Raw genomic sequence first — 17,673 nt, forward strand, 5'->3', positions numbered from 1 at the left:
GGCCCGGTGGAAAACCTGCAATCAGTTACGCATACCCCGTCCACTGACCAGCAACCGAATACAGAACACATACAGCAGCACACTCGCCACCACCATGAACGCCAGCGCAATGCTGATACGAATATCCGACACGCCGAGAATGCCGTAGCGGAAGGCGTTGACCATGTGTAGTACCGGGTTGGCCAGCGAGACGGTCTGCCAGAACGGTGGTAGCAGGCTGATGGAGTAGAACACGCCGCCCAAGTAGGTCAGCGGGGTGAGGACGAAGGTCGGGATGATCGAGATGTCGTCGAAGTTACGCGCGAACACCGCGTTGACCAAGCCCAGCAGCGAGAAGATGGTCGCTGTCAGCAGAACCACGACGATGGTGACGCCCAAGTGGTGTACTTGCAGGTCGGTGAAGAACATCGACAGCACGGTGACGATCACGCCGACCATCAGGCCGCGCAGCACGCCGCCCAGCACATAGCCGATGAGGATGGTGTGCGGCGACACCGGCGAGACCATCAGTTCTTCGATGGAGTGCTGGAACTTGGCGCCGAAGAAGCTCGAGACCACATTGCCGTAGGAGTTGGTGATGATCGACATCATGATCAACCCCGGCACGATGTACTGCATGTAGGTGAAGCCACCCATGTCGCCGATCTGCCGGCCGATCAGGTTGCCGAAGATCACGAAGTACAGAACCATGGTGATCGCTGGCGGCAGCAAAGTCTGCGGCCAGATGCGGGTGAAGCGTCGCACTTCGCGGTAGACGATGGTGTTCAGGGCCACCAGGTTGGGGCGCAATTCGCCGTTTTGCTTGCTCATTGGGCCACCTTCTGCAGGTTCTTCTCGACCAGGGATACGAACAACTCCTCAAGACGGTTGGCTTTGTTGCGCAGGCTCAGCACCTCGATGCCTTGCTGGGCCAGTTGGCTGAACAGCGCGGTGATGCCTACGTTCTTGTCGACCTGCACTTCAAGGGTGTGGTTGTCGATCAGCTTGCAAGGAAAACCCGGCAGTTGCGGAGCGGCCGGGTACGATTGCTTGAGGTCGAGGATGAAGGTTTCAACCGTCAGGGTATTGAGCAGTTGTTTCATGCCCATGTTCTGCACGATTTCACCGTGATCAATAATGCCGATGTTGCGGCACAGCTGTTCAGCCTCTTCCAGGTAATGGGTGGTGAGGATGATGGTGATGCCCTTCTGGTTCAGCTCGGTCAGAAAGGTCCACATCGAGCGACGCAGTTCAATGTCCACACCCGCCGTTGGCTCATCGAGAATCAACAGGCGCGGCTCATGCACCAGTGCGCGGGCGATCATCAGGCGCCGCTTCATGCCGCCGGACAACGAACGTGAAGGCACATCGCGCTTGTCCCACAGCCCCAGTTGGGTCAGGTATTGCTCGGCGCGTTCTCTGGCCACTTTGGCCGGAATGCCGTAATAACCCGCTTGGGTCACGACGATGTCGAAGGTCTTTTCGAACTGATTGAAGTTGAACTCCTGCGGCACTACGCCGATCGAGCGCTTGAGCGCAGCCGGGTCGCGGTCCAGGTCGTGGCCGAAAATATTGACCGTGCCGCTGCTCTTGTTCACCAGCGTCGAGAGAATGCCGATGGTGGTGGATTTGCCGGCGCCGTTGGGGCCGAGCAAGGCAAAGAAGTCGCCTTCGGCCACTTCCAGATCAATGCCTTTGAGGGCCTGGAAACCGTTGCCGTAGGTCTTGGTTAGCTGTCGGATGGACAGGGCTGAACTCATAGCTAAAAACGCACCCATCTGAAGAATAAGGAAGGTCAAGAGTGGCCTGATCGAACCATGGTCCTAGGCCAGGCCACCCAAGTACAGACACATTCATTAATAATAAGTATTAAACAGACACAAAAAAGCTCGACGAACTGTAGCCGGTCAAATCAAGGCCTCAGGTCAGCGGTGTCATGACGGCTTTGCGATACGCCGGGCGAGCGCTCAGGCGCTCGTACCAGGCTTGCAGGTGCGGCAACGGTGCGCGTTGGATGGGCATTGCGAACCAGGCGTAGGCGAAGCAACCCAGCGGGATATCGCCCATGCCCAGCTCATCGCCGGACAGGTAAGGCTGGTGCGCCAATGCCGCATCGACGATGGCCCACAGTTCATTGAGGGCTTGCACGCCTTGGGCAATCGCCGCCTTGTCCTGCTGCTCGGCCGGGGTACGCACCACGCCCCAGAACACCGGGCGAAACGGTGCGGCCAGGGTCGAGCTGGCCCAGTCCATCCATTTATCGGCCTGGGCGCGGGCTTGCGGATCGGCCGGATACAGGCCTGAATCGGCGCCATGCACCGCCGCCAGATAGCGCACGATGGCGTTGGATTCCCAGAGGATGAATTCGCCGTCTTCGATCATCGGCACACGGCCGTTAGGGTTTTTGGCGCGGTAATCAGGCTCGTCTACCAGGCCGAACTCGCCACCGGCATTCAACGACTGGTAAGGCACACCGGCTTCTTCGGCGATCCACAGCGCCTTGCGCACATTGGTGGAATTCTGGCGTCCCCAGATCTTGAGCATTGCGTTTTCCTCCTTGGCAGTTCGGGCAATCACGGCCTGCCAGTCTACCCTGTCAGGGTCGCAACTTCCTCGTTGCAACGTACCCGTAGCAACTTACAGAGACACACAGGGTCACTATCGAGATTGCCCGCTATCGGGTATCCAGTCTTTGATAACGCTCAAGGCGTTGTCATCACGGAGGATTCTTTATGCTGTTGTTGTGGATTGCAGGACTGGTGGCCGGCATTGCCTGGCTGGCCCACCGGCGCATCACACCCGTTGCCACGCTGGGCATCGTCGCGGTGTATCTGTTGGCCATGGGCATCTGGAGCCATGCACCGGGCTGGCTGCTGGCGATCTTCTGGTTGCTGTGGCTGGCGGTGCTGCTGCCGCTGGTGCTGCCTGACCTGCGTCGCCAGTATTTCAGTGCGCCGATGTTTCGCTGGTTCAAGAAAGTTTTGCCGCCGATGTCCGAAACCGAACGCGATGCCATCGATGCCGGTACGGTCTGGTGGGACGGCGAGCTGTTCAGTGGCCGGCCAGACTGGAACACCCTGCTGGCGTATCCACAAGCGCGTCTGACCGAAGAAGAACAAGCCTTTATCGATGGTCCTACCGATGAGCTGTGCGCGCTGGTCAGCGACTGGCAGATCGGCCAGGACATGGACCTGCCGCCAGAAGCCTGGGCACACATCAAGACCCACGGTTTCTTCGCCCTGATCATTCCCAAGGAATATGGCGGCAAGGGCTTCTCGGCTTATGCCCACTCGCAGGTGGCCATGAAACTGGCCACCCGCAGCGGCGACCTGGCCTCCACGGTCATGGTCCCCAACTCGCTGGGCCCTGCCGAACTGCTGCTGCATTACGGCACCGATGAACAACGCAACCATTACCTGCCACGCCTGGCACGCGGCGATGACATTCCCTGCTTTGCCCTGACCGGTCCTCTGGCCGGCTCCGATGCCGGCGCCATGCCCGACACCGGGATTATCTGCAAAGGCCAGTGGCAAGGTGAAGAAGTCATCGGCCTGCGCCTGAACTGGGAAAAGCGCTATATCACCCTGGGTCCGGTGGCGACGTTGCTTGGCCTGGCGTTCAAGGCTTATGACCCCGAGCATCTGCTCGGCGAACAAGAGGACCTGGGCATCAGTCTTGCGCTGATCCCGACTGACACCGCAGGCGTCGAGATCGGCCGCCGTCACTTGCCTCTGGGCGCCGCCTTCATGAACGGTCCCAACTCCGGCAAAGACGTGTTCGTGCCGCTCGATTTCCTCATCGGCGGCCAGGCCATGCTCGGCAAGGGCTGGATGATGCTGATGAACTGCTTGTCGGTGGGCCGTTCGATCTCGCTGCCGGCGGTGGGCACCGGTGCGGCCAAGTACACCAGCCTGGTGACGGGCCAGTACGCTCAGGTGCGCGAGCAGTTCAATGTGCCGCTGTCGGCCTTCGAGGGTATTCAGGAAGCGCTGGCGCGTATCGGCGGCAATGCCTGGCTGATGGACAGCGCACGCATCCTGACCGCCAACGCCGTAGACCTGGGTGAAAAACCCTCGGTGCTGTCGGCGATTCTCAAGTATCACCTGACCGAACGCGGCCGCGAATGCATCAGCCACGCCATGGATGTACACGGCGGCAAGGGTATCGTCATGGGCCCCAATAACTATCTGGCGCGCAGCTGGCAGACCGCGCCGATTTTCATCACGGTTGAAGGGGCGAATATCCTTTCGCGCAACCTGATGATCTTCGGTCAGGGCGCTATTCGCTGCCATCCGTTCGTGCTCAAGGAAATGGCCCTGGTCGGCCGCGAAGATCAGGAACGGGCGCTGTATGAGTTCGATGACCTGCTGCTGCGCCACATCGGTTTTGCCGTGGGCAATGCCGCGAGCACGCTGGTGCTCAATCTGGGCCTGGGCCGTTTCGACAAAGTGCCGGGCGACAGTCTCAGCCAGGGCTATTTCCGTGCTCTGGACCGTCAGGCGGCCGCTTTTGCGCTGCTCGCTGACCTGAGCATGATGTTGCTGGGCGGCGAACTGAAACGTCGCGAACGCCTGTCGGCGCGTCTGGGCGATGTGCTCAGCCACCTGTACCTGGGCTCGGCGGCGCTCAAACGCTATCACGATCTGGGCTCGCCTCAGGAACTGCGCCCTCTTGTGCGTTGGTCGATGGAAGAAAGCCTTGGCGAAGCTGAACGCGCACTCGACGAGCTGCTGCGCAACTTCCCCAACAAGTGGCTGGGCTGCGCCTTGCGCGTGGTGGTGTTCCCGTTCGGGCGCCGGCACAAAGGGCCGTCGGATGCACTGGACGCCGAAATCGCTCAGCTGTTGGGGCAGTCCAAAGGCGATCCGGCGCTGGAGCACTTGCTGACCGGTTGCTATCGCCCGCAATCGGCAGACGATCCGGTCGGTGCGCTGCAACACGCGCATGACCTGTTGCAGGCGGCTTATCCGGTACGTCGCAAGCTCGCCCACGCGATCAAGAGCAAGCAGCTCAACCTGGCCCCCGGCGAGTCGCCGGTGGACGCCGCTGTGCAAGCCGGAATTCTACAAACCGGTGAGGCGCAGAGCATCGAGGTGGCCGAGCGCGCGCGGCGCAAGGTCATCGATGTGGATGACTTTGCCAAGGAAGAATTGACGCTGGCACCGGGCAAGACCCGCTAAACGTCATTACGCGATGCACACAGCGGGCGCGCAGAGCTTTATACTCTCGCGCCCGTTTTGTCTTTGAGGATTTCATCATGGCCGACGCCATTCTCGACCATCACCTGAGCCTGCTGGCTCACCTGCGCAGTATTCTGGTCGCGCTGGGCGAGGCAGAACAGGTTCCCGAAGAAAGTCATTCCCTGTTTCTGGAGCGGTTCGACGAACTGGTCGAGCAACTGCCACAGGACCCGATCGAAAGCCAATACCTGGGTCAGGACATCCTGTGCCAGATCATCCAGCGCTACCCGCAGATCGCTCATCTGGTCCCGCGCGATCTGCTGTGGTTCTTCGGTGGCGACTGCCTGCACTTTATGCCGGACGACGAAATCGAGCTGTACCAGGCTCTGGAAGAGCGCCGCTTCGAAGCCGAGCAGAACGAAGAACCGTTCGACTGGCTTCAGGAAAAGCAACTGCTGGCCCTGTCGACTCAAGGCCAGTCGCACTAAGCCCTATTCAAGGCTGGCCAGCAAATCGCTGGCCATCTGCCGATGCGCCTCGTCAGACTCGTCAAGCACCTGCAACAGCAAACGCCGCGCCTGATCGATTTCGCCTTCATCGATCAACAACTGGGCCTGATTGATCAGGGTCAGCGGGGTTTCGTCCAGATCCAGCAGGTCGAACTCCATGCCTTCATCGCCGGCAAAGCTGTCGAGAAACGCATCGTCCAGCTCATCACTGGCTGCCGGAGCAATGATTTCAAGCGTTTCGACGCCTGAGGCCTGTAGCTCATCGAAATCATCCAGACCTGACACAACGAATGAATCGCCCGGCTCATCGATCGCCACTGGCTCGATCAATTCGATGGACTCGGCAAGCGGTGTTTCAGGCTCCGACAGATCGCCTAGAAACTGATCGTCCTGCAACTCGAAAACTTCGGGCAATTCATTCAGGTTCGAAGCAAAGCCCGGATCGGTCTCGACCTCTGCCGCAGCTTCAGGCGCCTGGCGTGCAGCCGGGTTGTCGAAGGGATCGACCAGATCCCAGTCGGCATCCATCGACAGCTCGTCGAGATTGAGTTGAAACTCGTCGGGATGCTCAGGGTTCAGCGCAGCGGCTGCGGTTTCATCGAGTTGCGCGGGCGGCTCGTTATGCTTCGATGCGCTGGCCGCAGCGGCCAAAGCCACAGCCGCCACGCCAGCCGCCGCACCTGCCGCAACCGGGGCCGGCGCAGGCGCTGCCGGGACGGGTTTGAGTTTCGGATAACGGTTGCGAATGGCCTGAATCTGCTCATCGCTCATGCCATTGTCCAGCGCGGTGTGTGCCTCACGCTCAAACCCGGCGGCGTCATCCTGCTCGGCCAGCAGTTCGAGAATGCGCACACGGATGTCTTCGCGCTCGGGCTCTTTTTCCAGTGCATCACGCAAAATGCCCATGGCCTCGTTGAAACGACCATAGGCAATGTAGATGCTGACGCCATCGAGGGCATCGGGCGCAGACCCTGCCAGACGCCTGGTTGCAGCCGGGGTCTTGCTCAATGACGGTGCGGTTGGCTGGCTCGGTGCCGGTTGTGGCGACACGGCCGGAATCTCGTACACCGGCAACACCGTCGACTGCGCGGGTTTGATCAACGATTCTTCAGGCGCAACAGCGGGCGCCACTGGCGCAGGCACAGGAGCGCGGCGCTGACGACGCAGGTAAACCAGCCCCAGCAGCAACAGGATCGCCAGCAATGCACCCAGCAACAGCGGCAAACTGAACAGTGGATTGTCGTCAACGGTTTGCACCACTGGCGCGGCAACCGGAGTCGCAACTGGATTCGCAACTGGAGCTGTAGCCACAACCGGTGCTGCCGGCACCGCGATCGGTCCGGGCGCTGGCGCGCGGGTTTCAGTTTCAGCCAGACGGGTCTGCAGCGCAGACACAGCCTTGTCCCTTTCGATCAACTGCTCCTGCAAGCTTTGATTCTGGGTCTTGAGCTCATCGACGCTGCGCGCCAGCTGCTGATTTTCGATCGCGGCCGTGGACAGTTCGACCGCTGCGCGCTCGACCTCGGCAGGCGCTGGTGCGCCAGCGGTGGCATTGCTGCCCGGCGTGCTGGCGGGTGCAACATTGCTGGCCGCAGCCGGCAATACCGCGCTGTCAGGCACCAACAGGCTTTGTCCGGCCTTTAGCCCGGAACCTGCGCCCTTGGGAAACGCCAACGGGTTCAGCGCCTGAATACCTTCGGCCAACTGGCCGGCAGATACTTTGCTGCCCGGGCCTTGCAAGCGTCGCGCAATGGCGCTGAGGGTGTCGCCGCTGGCGACGGTGTAATGCTTGCCTTGCACCGCAGGAGGCGGCGCGACCGGCAGGCGCGAGGCGGATGATGCCGCTGCCTGGGCTTTGGCGTCTTCCTGCCGGCTGCGGGTGGCTGCCAGGCCCTGAGGCGAGGTCGCAGGGTCGAGTAACAAGGTGTATTCGCGCAGCAGATCGCCGTTGGGCTGCGCCACTTGCACCATAAAGCTCAGGTAAGGCTCGGTCACCGGTTTGCTGGACACCACCTCGATAAAGCTGCGGTTACCCCGAACCACGGGCGAGAAGCGCAAGTCATTGAGGAAGAATCCGCGCTCGATGCCCGCCTTGGCAAACGCCTCGGGCGAAGCCAGCTTGACGATGAGGTCATCGCTGCTCAAGCCATCGGTCTCGATCAGTGCGATCCGTGCATTGAACGGTTGATTCAAGGCCGAGTGCAGGGTGATTTCACCCAGACCCAGCGCCGACGCCAGCCCCGGCCACGACAAAGATGCCAAGGCCATGGTCAGCACCATCGCCGCCCTGCCGGCACCGCCACGAACCACAGCCCTGAAGTCGTCCTCGACAACCACCTGAGATCTTTTCAGCATGCGTCCCCTTAAGGAAACCGGACACGGCTTCTCGTGCTTGAAATGTGTGCAAATAGTATGAGCGAGAACCTGCAGCTACGCCTCAGGTTCTTTCCAGGTTAGCCAGTATGCGCGCATGCACGTTCATGCACAGTTGCAGTTCGCTTTCATCGATACCGGTCAGCAGTTCGGCACGCAAGGCATTGGAGATGGCTTCGATCTGCGCGATCAACGGTGTAGCGCTGTCGCTGAGCAGGATCTTCTTGGCCCGACGGTCTTCGAGCACCGCCTGACGGTGCACCAGCCCCTGGCTCTCAAGGCTGTCGAGCAAACGGGCCAGGGTCGGTCCCTCGACGCCGACGCTCTGCGCCAGTTCTCGCTGGGTCGGCGCTTCGTCGAAACGGGCCAGATGCAACAGCACCAGCCAGCGGGCCTGGGACAGGCCCAGACTGGCCAGACGCCGGTCCAGCTCGGCGCGCCAGCCGCGGGTCAGTTGGGCCAGTTGCATCCCGAAGCGGTGTTGATCTGTCAGTGGCATGGCAAACTCTTGATTGAAACAATTGTTAGGCAGCTAAGCATGGTCCCCAGCGGCGATCAAGGCAGTGTTTGTGACCTTTCGTCACAACAGGTTACGCCTCGAACTCCGACTGCAAGGCCGCCCTCACGCAATACAACACACCGTCCGGGACACGCCCGCTGAACTGCGCGGCCACTTCAGTGACCGGCGGCAATTCGCCCTCACCGTCGAGGAACGCATCCTGAATCTCGCCCAACAGGTCCTCAGGCAAGTCCAGTGCCTGCTCGACTGACAACTGCTGCTTGCCAATGGCCTCGGCCAGCAGGCTGTAGACGTTCTTTTCCGAACACTGCAATTGCCCGGCGATCTGCGCCGGTGTCATGCCGGCACGCGCCAGGCTGATCAGCTCATGCCGCAGGTCGGTCACGACCCTGGGCGCCTCGGCCTTGCCGCTGAGCACTTCAAGGAAGGCTTCGCCATAACGCTCCAGCTTGCGCGCACCCACGCCGCTGACCCGGCCCATGTCGGCCATCGAGCCTGGCTGGCTGCGCAGCATTTCCAGCAGTGTCGAGTCCGGGAAGATCACATAAGGCGGTACACCGTGCTCTTCGGCCAGGCGCCGGCGCAGGGCGCGCAAGGCTTCCCATTGCTCGCGCTCTTCGCTGCGCACCAGCTGGCTGGCAGGGCTGGCGCCACTGGTTTTGCTGCTGGTCTGCGGCTTGAGATCACGGCGCAACTGCAGGCTGACCTCACCGCGCAACAATGGCCGGCAGGTGTCGGACAGGCGCAGCCCGCCGTAGCCCTCAAGGTCGATGTCAGCCAGCCCGCGGGCTACCAGCTGACGGAACAACGAGCGCCACTCGCCCTCGGAGTGGGCCTTGCCGACGCCAAACACCGACAAGCGTTCATGACCGAAGCTCTGCACCTTGTCGTTGGTCTTGCCTAGCAGCACATCAACCAGATGGCCGACGCCGTAGCGCTGCCCGGTACGGAAGATCGCCGACAAGGCCTGACGCGCCGGCTCGGTCGCGTCCCAGGTCTGCACGCCATCGACACAGTTGTCGCAATGACCGCACGGCTGAGGCAGGTCCTCGTCGAAATAAGCCAGCAAGGCCTGGCGCCGGCAACGGGTTTCTTCACACAACGCCAACATGGCATCGAGCTTGTGATGCTCAAGCCGCTTGTGCCGCTCGTCGCCTTCGGAGCTCTGCAGCATCTGCTTGAGCATCAGCACATCCTGCAGGCCGTAAGCCATCCAGGCATCGGCCGGCAGACCGTCACGCCCTGCCCGCCCGGTTTCCTGATAGTAGGCTTCCAGCGATTTGGGCAAGTCCATGTGTGCGACGAAGCGCACGTTGGGCTTGTCGATGCCCATGCCGAATGCAATGGTCGCCACCATGATCAAGCCTTCCTCATTAAGGAAGCGCTTCTGGTTGGCCGCCCGCACATCGGACGGCAAACCGGCATGGTACGGCAGCGCCGGGTAACCGTTGTCGCTCAAGAACGTGGCTGTTTCTTCGACTTTTTTGCGCGACAGGCAATAGACGATGCCGGCATCGCTGCGCCGCTGGGACAGGAACGCCAGCAACTGCTTGCGTGGCTGCTCCTTGGGCACGATGCGATAGAAAATGTTGGGCCGGTCGAAACTGGACAGAAAGCGCTCGGCATTCTGCAGATGCAGGCGGGTAACGATCTCTTCGCGGGTGCGTTTGTCGGCCGTGGCGGTCAGGGCAATACGCGGCACATCCGGGAACAGCTCGGCCAGTTGCCCCAGTTGCAGGTATTCAGGCCGGAAATCATGGCCCCATTGCGAGACGCAGTGCGCCTCGTCGATCGCAAACAGGGCAATTTTCAGGTTCTGCAAAAACGCCAGCATGCGTGGCTGAACCAGGCGCTCGGGCGCCAGATACAGCATCTTTATCTCGCCCTGGCGAATCCGCCCGGCCAGTTCGCGCTGCTGCTCGGCGCTCAAGGTGGAATTGAGCGCCGCTGCCGACACGCCCAGCTCGTCAAGGGTCGCGACCTGATCGTCCATCAGCGCGATCAGCGGCGATACCACGACACACAGGCCATCACGCAATAGCCCGGGCACCTGGAAGCACAGCGACTTGCCGCCGCCGGTGGGCATCAGCACCAAGGCATCGCCACCGTTGGCCACACGCTCGATGATCGCACCCTGGCTACCCCGGAAACTGTCGTAGCCGAAGATGTCCTTGAGAATGTGTTGAGCCTGTTCGAGCATAATTACCCCGGGTTGTCCTGCAACAGCAGGCCGCAGCGGTCGAGCCGCCCAGCCGTAAACGCGGCAGTATACCCGACCCTTTGTGGCAAGGGACGCTGACGACATAAGCGGTCGATTATCAATCGGGAAGGCTCTGGCGGCTGGCGCACAGGACGTTCAAGGCCTAGAATTCAGCATCGTTTATTTCCTAGGTAGTCCGTCCATGTCCTTCGCTGAGCAACTTACCCGCCTGCAAGTCTTCCTCGATGCAGATGACCTGCACGATGAAGCACTGGACTACGTGGCCGCCCATGGTTTCATGACCGCCTTGTCGATCTGTGCCGAAGAAGTGCCGGAGCGCGAGTGGATCGACGCCCTGTTCTCCGAGCCGCCGCACTATTCGAGCGACGCTCAGCGTGAAGAAATCGAAACCACGCTGGTGCTGCTCAAGGCCCATATCGGTCGCCAGCTGGCATCGGACGAAGAGTTCGAGCTGCCATGCGACCTGGACCTGGGCGACGACCCGGACGATTCCGACCTGCGCGGCTGGTGCATCGGTTTCATGGAAGGCGTGTTCCTGCGTGAAGAAGCCTGGTTCGAACAGGCCGAAGAAGAAGTCAGCGAAATGCTCCTGCCGATCATGGTCGGTTCGGGCCTGTTCGACGAGCAGCCAGAGTTCGCCGACATCGCTCAGGATGCCAACCTGATGGACGACATGATCGTGCAGATTCCGGAAGCCCTGACCGCACTGTTCCTGCTGTGCCAGGCACCCGACGAAAAACCGGCGATCCTCAAGCCTCGCCACCACTGAGGTGGTGCAACACCCATCGCGTACCAGCCGTCATGCGCTGGTGCGTTACGCGCTGCTGGCCGCCGGCTGGCTAAGCGTGGTGCTGGGCATCATCGGCATTTTCCTGCCGCTGCTGCCCACCACTCCCTTCCTGCTGCTGGCCGCTGCCTGCTTCGCCCGCAGTTCGCCTCGCTTCTACCACTGGCTGATCGATCACCCGCGCCTGGGGCCATGGATCCGTGACTACCTGCACGGTAACGGCATTCCGCTCAAGGCCAAGGTCTACGCCATCGGCCTGATGTGGATCAGCATCGGATTTTCCTGTTGGTTCGTACCGTTGACCTGGGTAAGAGTCCTGCTGCTGGTCTGCGCCACGCTGGTCAGCGCCTGGATTTTGCGGCAAAAGACCTTACATTACTGACAGCCGGTCCCAAGGTGCGCAGGCACCGGCATAGCGCCAGACTGCGCGGACCCTGAACATTTCTGACGTGCGACAACGGTCGGGCTGAAGGGCATCAGGCGACGGAAAGACTGTCCAGAGAACGGTCAACCAGCATTTTGGTCATTTGCGCCAGGTGCAGCACTGACAGGTTCAGATCGCGGCCTGTGCCCTGGGTCGCTTCGGTGCCCTCGCCTGCCGTCGCTATGATGCAGCGCAACAGGTCGGAGGCGTGATTGAGGGCGGTTTCCGGGTTCACGGTGTCGAGAATCGAAAACAGACAGGATGTGGCGGGCTTACAGTCGGACATGAGTGATCTCCATGAGGCTTGCGGTGGCCAGCGTCCTTGTCGACCAAACATAGCGTCGCGGCGAACCGCGAGCTGCGGGCCTTGCGAGACCGGGCCGGATGGCAGCCGGATTACCGCGACTGACGCAGAGTAGGGAGCCGCTGCGTCAGGTGCAAGGTATCCATGAAGACTAGGACATTTCACTCAAGCCAGTCGGAATGATCTGTCGATACTTCCCACATAAGCGCCAGTTCAAGTGCCGGATTTTCGCCCCCGCACTACTTTTTCCTGTCCTTGGCGAACGCTGCTTCCAGCGCTTCATTAAGGGTTCGCAGGACCTTGACCCGTGCCCAGCGCTTGTCATTGGCTTCAACCAGCGTCCAGGGCGCAATCGAGGTGCTGGTGCGATCAACCATATCGCTGATCGCCTGGCGGTATTGCGGCCACTTTTCGCGATTGCGCCAGTCGTCGTCGGTGATCTTGTAACGCTTGAAGGGAATTTTCTCCCGGGCCTTGAAACGCTCCAGTTGCGTCTGTTGATCAATCGCCAGCCAGAACTTGACGACCACCACGCCGGCATCGGTAAGTTGCTCTTCGAAATCGTTGATCTCGCCATAGGCGCGCAGCCAGTCGGTATCACTGCAAAACCCCTCGACCCGCTCCACCAGCACCCGGCCATACCAGGAGCGATCAAAAATGGTGAACTTGCCGCGTGACGGAATCTGCCGCCAGAAACGCCACAAATACGGCTGTGCCCGCTCGTCTTCAGTGGGCGCAGCAATGGGCACGATATGGTACTGACGCGGGTCGAGTGCCGCAGCGGCACGACGGATCGCACCGCCCTTGCCGGCGGCATCGTTGCCTTCGAATACGGCCAACAGGGCATGACGCTTCATGCGTTTGTCGCGCATATTCAACGACAGTCGTGCCTGTTCGGCGATCAACTCGACCTCGTATTCGTCCTTTTCCAGCGACAGGTTCAGATCCAGACTGTCGAGCAGGGTCAGCTCGTCGTCATGAGTGCCTCGCGGGCCTACCGCCAGCGCCTGGGGTTCAACCTGCGGGGTATTGAGCGCGGCCTGCATGCCTTCGAGCAGCAATCGTCCGACGGTCAGGCTGCGGTAGTTGGCATCGGCCCCTTCGATTACATGCCACGGCGCATATTCGCGGCTGCTGCGGCGCAACACCCGTTCACCGAAGCGCACGAACTTGTCGTAGGTTTTCGATTGCTGCCAGTCCAGCGGGCTGATGCGCCAGCTATGTAAAGGGTCGTCACGCAGGCTTTTGAGGCGGTGTTTCATCTGCTTGCGCGAAAGGTGGAACCAGAACTTGAAGATCAGCGCGCCTTCATCACTGAGCATCTTCTCCAGACGCTCGGCAGCACTGATTGCCTGATCGAGTTCAGGGTCCTTTAACAGGCCATGAACACGGTCCTGAAGCATCTGGCTGTACCAGTTGCCGAAGAAGATGCCCATGCGCCCTTTGGCCGGCAATTGTCGCCAGTAGCGCCAGGCCGGGGGATGGTCGAGTTCTTCGTCGGTTTTCTGATCGAAGGTACGCACCTCGATCAGCCGCGGGTCCATCCATTCGTTGAGCAACTTGACGGTTTCGCCCTTGCCGGCGCCTTCGATACCGTTGATCAACACGATGATCGGCCTTTTCGCCTGCTCATGCAGTTCGTACTGGGCATCAAGCAAGGCCTCGCGCAAGGCAGGCACTTGATCGTCATACGCCTGCTTGTCGATGGCATGGCCGATTTCGGCGGATTCGAACATCAGAAACTCCCTTTGCCAGCTCTGGTGGATAGCCCTTTGCCCATTAAAAGACCACCATTGACGCAAATGGGTCAATCGGTTTGCCGCCCGCATGCCTCGCGCGGCAGGTAAACTGGCGCGCTTGCCACCCCCGTAAAGACCGAGCCCACATGACCAGCCCCCTTCACCACGCCCAGATCGTCTGGGATGAACATGGCAACCCCAACTCCAGCGTGTTCGGCGATGTGTACTTCGCTACAGGTGCAGGCCTTGAAGAAACCCGCCATGTGTTCATGACCCAGAACAACCTGCGCGAGCGTTTTGCGGCCCTGCCCGCAGGCGGTCGGCTGGTGATCGGTGAAACCGGTTTTGGCACCGGGCTGAATTTTCTCTGCGCCTGGCAACTGTTTGCCGAGTGCGCGCCTGCCGATGCGCGCCTGCATTTCGTCAGCGTCGAGAAATTTCCGTTAAGCCGCCTCGACCTGCAACGCGCGCTGGACCTGTGGCCGGAACTGGCGGCACAAGCCGCGCCGTTGCTTTCGCAGTACGTGGCCATTCACCCAGGATTCCAGCGCCTGGTGTTCGAAGATGAGCGCGTCACCCTGACCCTGCTGATCGGCGACGCGCAAGCGATGCTGGCGCAGCTGGACGGGCAGATCGACGCCTGGTTTCTCGACGGTTTTGCGCCTGCAAAAAACCCTGACATGTGGAACGACGCCCTGTTTGCCGAACTGGCCCGGCTGTCGGCGCCACAGGCAACGCTGGGCACCTTCACCAGCACCGGCTGGGTGCGGCGCGCCTTGAAGGCGGCGGGTTTCGCCATGAAGCGCATACCCGGCATCGGCCATAAATGGGAAGTCATGCGCGGCACCTTTGCCGGCTGGCCGGCCGACATCGCGCCACCGGCTGCGGTCAAGCCATGGTTTGAGCGCCCGGCCGCTGTTGAAGGCGAACGCCGGGCACTGGTCATCGGCGGCGGCCTGGCCGGTTGCAGCACCGCGCGCAGCCTGGCCATGCGCGGCTGGCAGGTCAGCTTGCTGGAGCGCCATGAAGCCCTGGCCAGCGAAGCGTCGGGCAATCCACAGGGCGTGCTGTACCTGAAACTGTCAGCGCACGGCACCGCCCTGTCGCAACTGATTCTTGCCGGTTTCGGCCACACCCGGCGTTTGCTGGAACGTTTGCAGCGTGGCCGCGAATGGAGCGATTGCGGCGTATTGCAACTGGCCTTCGATGCCAAGGAAGCACAACGTCAGGCGCAGCTGGCCGAGGCCTTTCCCGAAAGCTTGTTGCATCAGCTGGATCAGTCGGCAGCCGAGCAGCAGGCAGGTGTCAGCCTGGGCAGCGGCGGGCTGTTTTATCCCGAAGGCGGCTGGGTGCATCCACCGGCGCTGTGCCGCCAGCAGGCCGCGCATCCGAATATCCAGACGCTTTTGCACCAGGAAGCCCTGCAACTGCGGCGAGTCGACGGCCAATGGCAAGCCTGGGCCGGCGAGCGTCTGCTGGCCAGCGCGCCAGTGGCGATCCTGGCCAATGCCGCGCAGATCAACGCCTTTGCCCAAAGCGCCGAACTGCCGCTCAAGCGCATTCGCGGGCAGATCACCCGCCTGCCCGCCACTGACACCAGTGAAAACCTGCGCACCGTGGTCTGCGCCGAGGGCTATGTGGCGCCGGCCCGCGAGGGCGAGCACACGCTGGGGGCCAGTTTCGACTTTCATAACCTCGACCTGACCCCGACCCTTGAAGAGCACCGCAGTAACCTGCAACTGCTGGAAGAAATCTCCCCCGACCTGAGCGAGCGTCTGGGTGCCGCTGATCTGAACCCCGAACAATTGCGCGGCCGTGCGGCCTTTCGCTGCACCAGCCCCGACTATCTGCCCATCGTCGGCCCGTTGGCCGATCGCCAGGCCTTTGCCGATACGTACGCGGCACTGGCCAAGGATGCGCGCCAGGTGCCTGATCTGCCCTGCCCTTGGCTGGACGGCTTGTACATCAACAGCGGCCATGGTTCACGCGGGCTGATCACCACCCCGCTGGCGGCTGAACTGCTGGCTGCCTGGCTGGACAACGAACCGTTGCCGGTGCCGCGCAGCGTGGCCGAGGCGTGCCACCCCAATCGATTCGCCTTGCGTAACCTGATCAGAGGCCCGAAAACACAGAGCAAACGCTAGATTCCGCCGGTTTCTGTAACAGGCAATTGCAGCAACGCCTTTGACCTGAGCGCCGATTGCCCCTACGGTGAACACCTGCACAGTGCTGAAAATGGAGGCTTGCATGCTGTTCCGCCAATTGTTCGACAGCCAGACATCCACCTACAGTTACCTGCTGGCCGATCATGGTCAGGCGCTGCTGATCGACCCGGTCAAGGAGCATCTGAACGACTATATTCAGTTGCTTTCGGACCTTGAACTGCAACTGATCATGGCCATCGACACGCATACCCACGCCGATCACATCACGGCGCTGGGCGACCTGCGCGATGCCACCGGCTGCAACACCGGGCTGGGCCAGGAAAGTCAGGTGCCGTGCGCCAGCTTCACGTTCCACGACGGCCAGAGCCTGGCCCTCGGCAACCGCGAACTGACGGTCTGGCACACGCCGGGACACACCCGCGATTCCTACTGCTTCTTGCTGGCCGCACGCGGTCGCCAGCCGACCTGGCTGTTCAGCGGCGATACCCTGTTGATTCGTGGCAGCGGCCGGACCGACTTTCAGAACGGCAGCGCCCATCAGCAATGGACCAGCCTGCAACGCCTGTTGAATCTGGGCGACGACACCCTGGTGTTCCCGGCGCATGACTATAAGGGCTGGACCTGCTCGACCATTGGCGAAGAGCGTCGCCATAACCCACGCCTGCAAGTGGCCAATGCCGACGAGTACGCCGCCCTGATGGACGACCTGAACCTGCCACCACCGCGCCTGCTCGATGTCGCGGTGGCCGCCAACCGGGCCTGCGGTCAGAACTGACCGGGTTTTCACTGAGAGTCGCCGCCCATGCTGCAGGTTGTGAATTTGCTCAAGCATTACCCGACCGCTCAAGGGCCATTACAGGTACTTGACGGGGTCAGCCTGCAACTGGCGCACGGTGAAAGCCTGGCGCTGATGGGCGAGTCGGGCAGCGGCAAAAGCACCTTGCTGCACTTGATCGCCGGACTGGACCGCGCCGATGGCGGGCACATCGAAATCGACGGCCAGCGTCTGGACGGCTTGAGCGAAGCCGGCCTGGCGAACTGGCGCCGCACCGGCATCGGTCTGGTGTTCCAGCAGTTCAACCTGATCGGCAGCCTCAAGGTCGCTGACAACCTGGCGTTTCAGGCACGCCTGGCCGGGCGTCATGATCCGGCGTGGCAGGCGCATCTGGTCGAGCGTCTGGGCCTGAGCGAGCTGCTGAGCCGCTACCCCGAACAATTGTCCGGCGGCCAGCAACAGCGCGTGGCCATCGGCCGCGCCCTTGCCTCGCGCCCGGCCCTGCTGCTGGCCGATGAGCCCACCGGCAACCTCGACGAAGCCACCAGCGACGAAGTTCTCACGCTGCTGCTCGATCTGCTGGCCGACAGCCCCACCAGTCTGCTGATGGTCACACACAGTCCTCGCATCGCCGCCCACCTGATGCATAGGGTGGTATTACACAAGGGGCGGCTGGTCAGCGCCGATCAGCCCTGAA

Annotated in this window: 15 protein-coding genes; 7 read left to right on the forward strand and 8 right to left on the reverse strand. The window is 61.5% G+C overall.

The window, feature by feature from the left end; all coding sequences use genetic code 11:
• Positions 1–21: 21 nt before the first annotated feature.
• The 3 genes from ACYAS9_RS24655 to ACYAS9_RS24665 all read right to left on the reverse strand — a co-directional run bounded on the left by ACYAS9_RS24655 (position 22) and on the right by ACYAS9_RS24665 (position 2,523).
• A complete protein-coding gene (locus ACYAS9_RS24655) occupies positions 22–810 on the reverse strand; it encodes an ABC transporter permease (RefSeq protein ID WP_463571057.1) in 789 nt (262 codons plus the stop codon).
• Positions 807–1,739: an ABC transporter ATP-binding protein gene (locus tag ACYAS9_RS24660; protein WP_463571058.1), complete on the reverse strand. Its 933-nt coding sequence runs from the start codon at positions 1,737–1,739 to the stop codon at positions 807–809. The genes ACYAS9_RS24655 and ACYAS9_RS24660 overlap by 4 nt, the downstream gene beginning before the upstream one ends.
• Before the next feature lie 160 nt (positions 1,740–1,899).
• Positions 1,900–2,523 (reverse strand): glutathione S-transferase family protein, encoded by a 624-nt coding sequence (locus ACYAS9_RS24665; RefSeq protein ID WP_463571059.1) that lies wholly within the window; start codon positions 2,521–2,523, stop codon positions 1,900–1,902.
• A gap of 188 nt (positions 2,524–2,711) precedes the next feature.
• Here ACYAS9_RS24665 and ACYAS9_RS24670 point away from each other — a divergent pair, with 188 nt between their 5' ends.
• The gene (locus ACYAS9_RS24670; RefSeq protein WP_463571060.1) at positions 2,712–5,159 is read left to right on the forward strand and encodes an acyl-CoA dehydrogenase; all 2,448 of its coding nucleotides are present in this window, start codon (positions 2,712–2,714) and stop codon (positions 5,157–5,159) included.
• Between the two features lie 77 nt (positions 5,160–5,236).
• Positions 5,237–5,647 (forward strand): PA2817 family protein, encoded by a 411-nt coding sequence (locus ACYAS9_RS24675; protein WP_463571061.1) that lies wholly within the window; start codon positions 5,237–5,239, stop codon positions 5,645–5,647.
• 3 nt (positions 5,648–5,650) lie between these two features.
• Here ACYAS9_RS24675 and ACYAS9_RS24680 read toward each other — a convergent pair whose 3' ends face one another.
• The 3 genes from ACYAS9_RS24680 to recQ all read right to left on the reverse strand — a co-directional run bounded on the left by ACYAS9_RS24680 (position 5,651) and on the right by recQ (position 10,761).
• Positions 5,651–8,023 carry a type IV pilus assembly protein FimV gene (locus ACYAS9_RS24680; RefSeq protein WP_463571062.1) on the reverse strand — a complete coding sequence of 791 codons (2,373 nt, stop codon included), beginning with the start codon at positions 8,021–8,023 and terminating at the stop codon, positions 5,651–5,653.
• A gap of 82 nt (positions 8,024–8,105) precedes the next feature.
• Positions 8,106–8,540, reverse strand: coding sequence for a transcriptional regulator SlyA (gene slyA / locus ACYAS9_RS24685; protein ID WP_463571063.1), 435 nt, complete (start codon positions 8,538–8,540; stop codon positions 8,106–8,108).
• A gap of 91 nt (positions 8,541–8,631) precedes the next feature.
• Positions 8,632–10,761: a DNA helicase RecQ gene (gene recQ, locus ACYAS9_RS24690; RefSeq protein WP_463571064.1), complete on the reverse strand. Its 2,130-nt coding sequence runs from the start codon at positions 10,759–10,761 to the stop codon at positions 8,632–8,634.
• 202 nt (positions 10,762–10,963) lie between these two features.
• Between recQ and ACYAS9_RS24695 the strand changes: the two genes are divergently transcribed.
• Together ACYAS9_RS24695 and ACYAS9_RS24700 are read left to right on the forward strand one after the other, a co-directional pair.
• The gene (locus tag ACYAS9_RS24695; protein WP_463571065.1) at positions 10,964–11,551 is read left to right on the forward strand and encodes a UPF0149 family protein; all 588 of its coding nucleotides are present in this window, start codon (positions 10,964–10,966) and stop codon (positions 11,549–11,551) included.
• 1 nt (position 11,552) lies between these two features.
• Positions 11,553–11,951: a YbaN family protein gene (locus ACYAS9_RS24700; protein WP_463571066.1), complete on the forward strand. Its 399-nt coding sequence runs from the start codon at positions 11,553–11,555 to the stop codon at positions 11,949–11,951.
• Between the two features lie 94 nt (positions 11,952–12,045).
• On the opposite strand, the gene ACYAS9_RS24705 is transcribed toward ACYAS9_RS24700, so the two are convergent.
• Positions 12,046–12,279 (reverse strand): DUF6124 family protein, encoded by a 234-nt coding sequence (locus ACYAS9_RS24705; protein WP_463571067.1) that lies wholly within the window; start codon positions 12,277–12,279, stop codon positions 12,046–12,048.
• A gap of 257 nt (positions 12,280–12,536) precedes the next feature.
• Positions 12,537–14,033: a polyphosphate:AMP phosphotransferase gene (gene pap / locus ACYAS9_RS24710; RefSeq protein ID WP_463571068.1), complete on the reverse strand. Its 1,497-nt coding sequence runs from the start codon at positions 14,031–14,033 to the stop codon at positions 12,537–12,539.
• Positions 14,034–14,182: 149 nt separating this feature from the next.
• On the opposite strand from pap, the gene mnmC reads away from it, so the two are divergent.
• From mnmC to ACYAS9_RS24725, 3 genes are all read left to right on the forward strand, one after another.
• Entirely contained in the window at positions 14,183–16,180 is a 1,998-nt protein-coding gene (gene mnmC / locus ACYAS9_RS24715) for a bifunctional tRNA (5-methylaminomethyl-2-thiouridine)(34)-methyltransferase MnmC2/FAD-dependent 5-carboxymethylaminomethyl-2-thiouridine(34) oxidoreductase MnmC1 (protein ID WP_463571069.1), read from the forward strand.
• Positions 16,181–16,283: 103 nt separating this feature from the next.
• Positions 16,284–16,976, forward strand: coding sequence for an MBL fold metallo-hydrolase (locus ACYAS9_RS24720; RefSeq protein ID WP_463571070.1), 693 nt, complete (start codon positions 16,284–16,286; stop codon positions 16,974–16,976).
• Positions 16,977–17,003: 27 nt separating this feature from the next.
• Positions 17,004–17,672 carry an ABC transporter ATP-binding protein gene (locus ACYAS9_RS24725; protein ID WP_463571071.1) on the forward strand — a complete coding sequence of 223 codons (669 nt, stop codon included), beginning with the start codon at positions 17,004–17,006 and terminating at the stop codon, positions 17,670–17,672.
• Position 17,673: the final 1 nt, after the last annotated feature.

This window comes from Pseudomonas sp. HP_08 (assembly GCF_055284095.1).

Excerpts from the sequence above, each read along its gene's own strand:
- ACYAS9_RS24655 (WP_463571057.1), bottom strand. The coding sequence starts at position 810 with ATGAGCAAGCAAAACGGCGAATTGCGCCCCAACCTGGTGGCCCTGAAC.
- ACYAS9_RS24660 (WP_463571058.1), bottom strand. The coding sequence starts at position 1,739 with ATGAGTTCAGCCCTGTCCATCCGACAGCTAACCAAGACCTACGGCAAC.
- ACYAS9_RS24665 (WP_463571059.1), bottom strand. The coding sequence starts at position 2,523 with ATGCTCAAGATCTGGGGACGCCAGAATTCCACCAATGTGCGCAAGGCG.
- ACYAS9_RS24670 (WP_463571060.1), top strand. The coding sequence starts at position 2,712 with ATGCTGTTGTTGTGGATTGCAGGACTGGTGGCCGGCATTGCCTGGCTG.
- ACYAS9_RS24675 (WP_463571061.1), top strand. The coding sequence starts at position 5,237 with ATGGCCGACGCCATTCTCGACCATCACCTGAGCCTGCTGGCTCACCTG.
- ACYAS9_RS24680 (WP_463571062.1), bottom strand. The coding sequence starts at position 8,023 with ATGCTGAAAAGATCTCAGGTGGTTGTCGAGGACGACTTCAGGGCTGTG.
- slyA (WP_463571063.1), bottom strand. The coding sequence starts at position 8,540 with ATGCCACTGACAGATCAACACCGCTTCGGGATGCAACTGGCCCAACTG.
- recQ (WP_463571064.1), bottom strand. The coding sequence starts at position 10,761 with ATGCTCGAACAGGCTCAACACATTCTCAAGGACATCTTCGGCTACGAC.
- ACYAS9_RS24695 (WP_463571065.1), top strand. The coding sequence starts at position 10,964 with ATGTCCTTCGCTGAGCAACTTACCCGCCTGCAAGTCTTCCTCGATGCA.
- ACYAS9_RS24705 (WP_463571067.1), bottom strand. The coding sequence starts at position 12,279 with ATGTCCGACTGTAAGCCCGCCACATCCTGTCTGTTTTCGATTCTCGAC.
- pap (WP_463571068.1), bottom strand. The coding sequence starts at position 14,033 with ATGTTCGAATCCGCCGAAATCGGCCATGCCATCGACAAGCAGGCGTAT.
- mnmC (WP_463571069.1), top strand. The coding sequence starts at position 14,183 with ATGACCAGCCCCCTTCACCACGCCCAGATCGTCTGGGATGAACATGGC.
- ACYAS9_RS24720 (WP_463571070.1), top strand. The coding sequence starts at position 16,284 with ATGCTGTTCCGCCAATTGTTCGACAGCCAGACATCCACCTACAGTTAC.
- ACYAS9_RS24725 (WP_463571071.1), top strand. The coding sequence starts at position 17,004 with ATGCTGCAGGTTGTGAATTTGCTCAAGCATTACCCGACCGCTCAAGGG.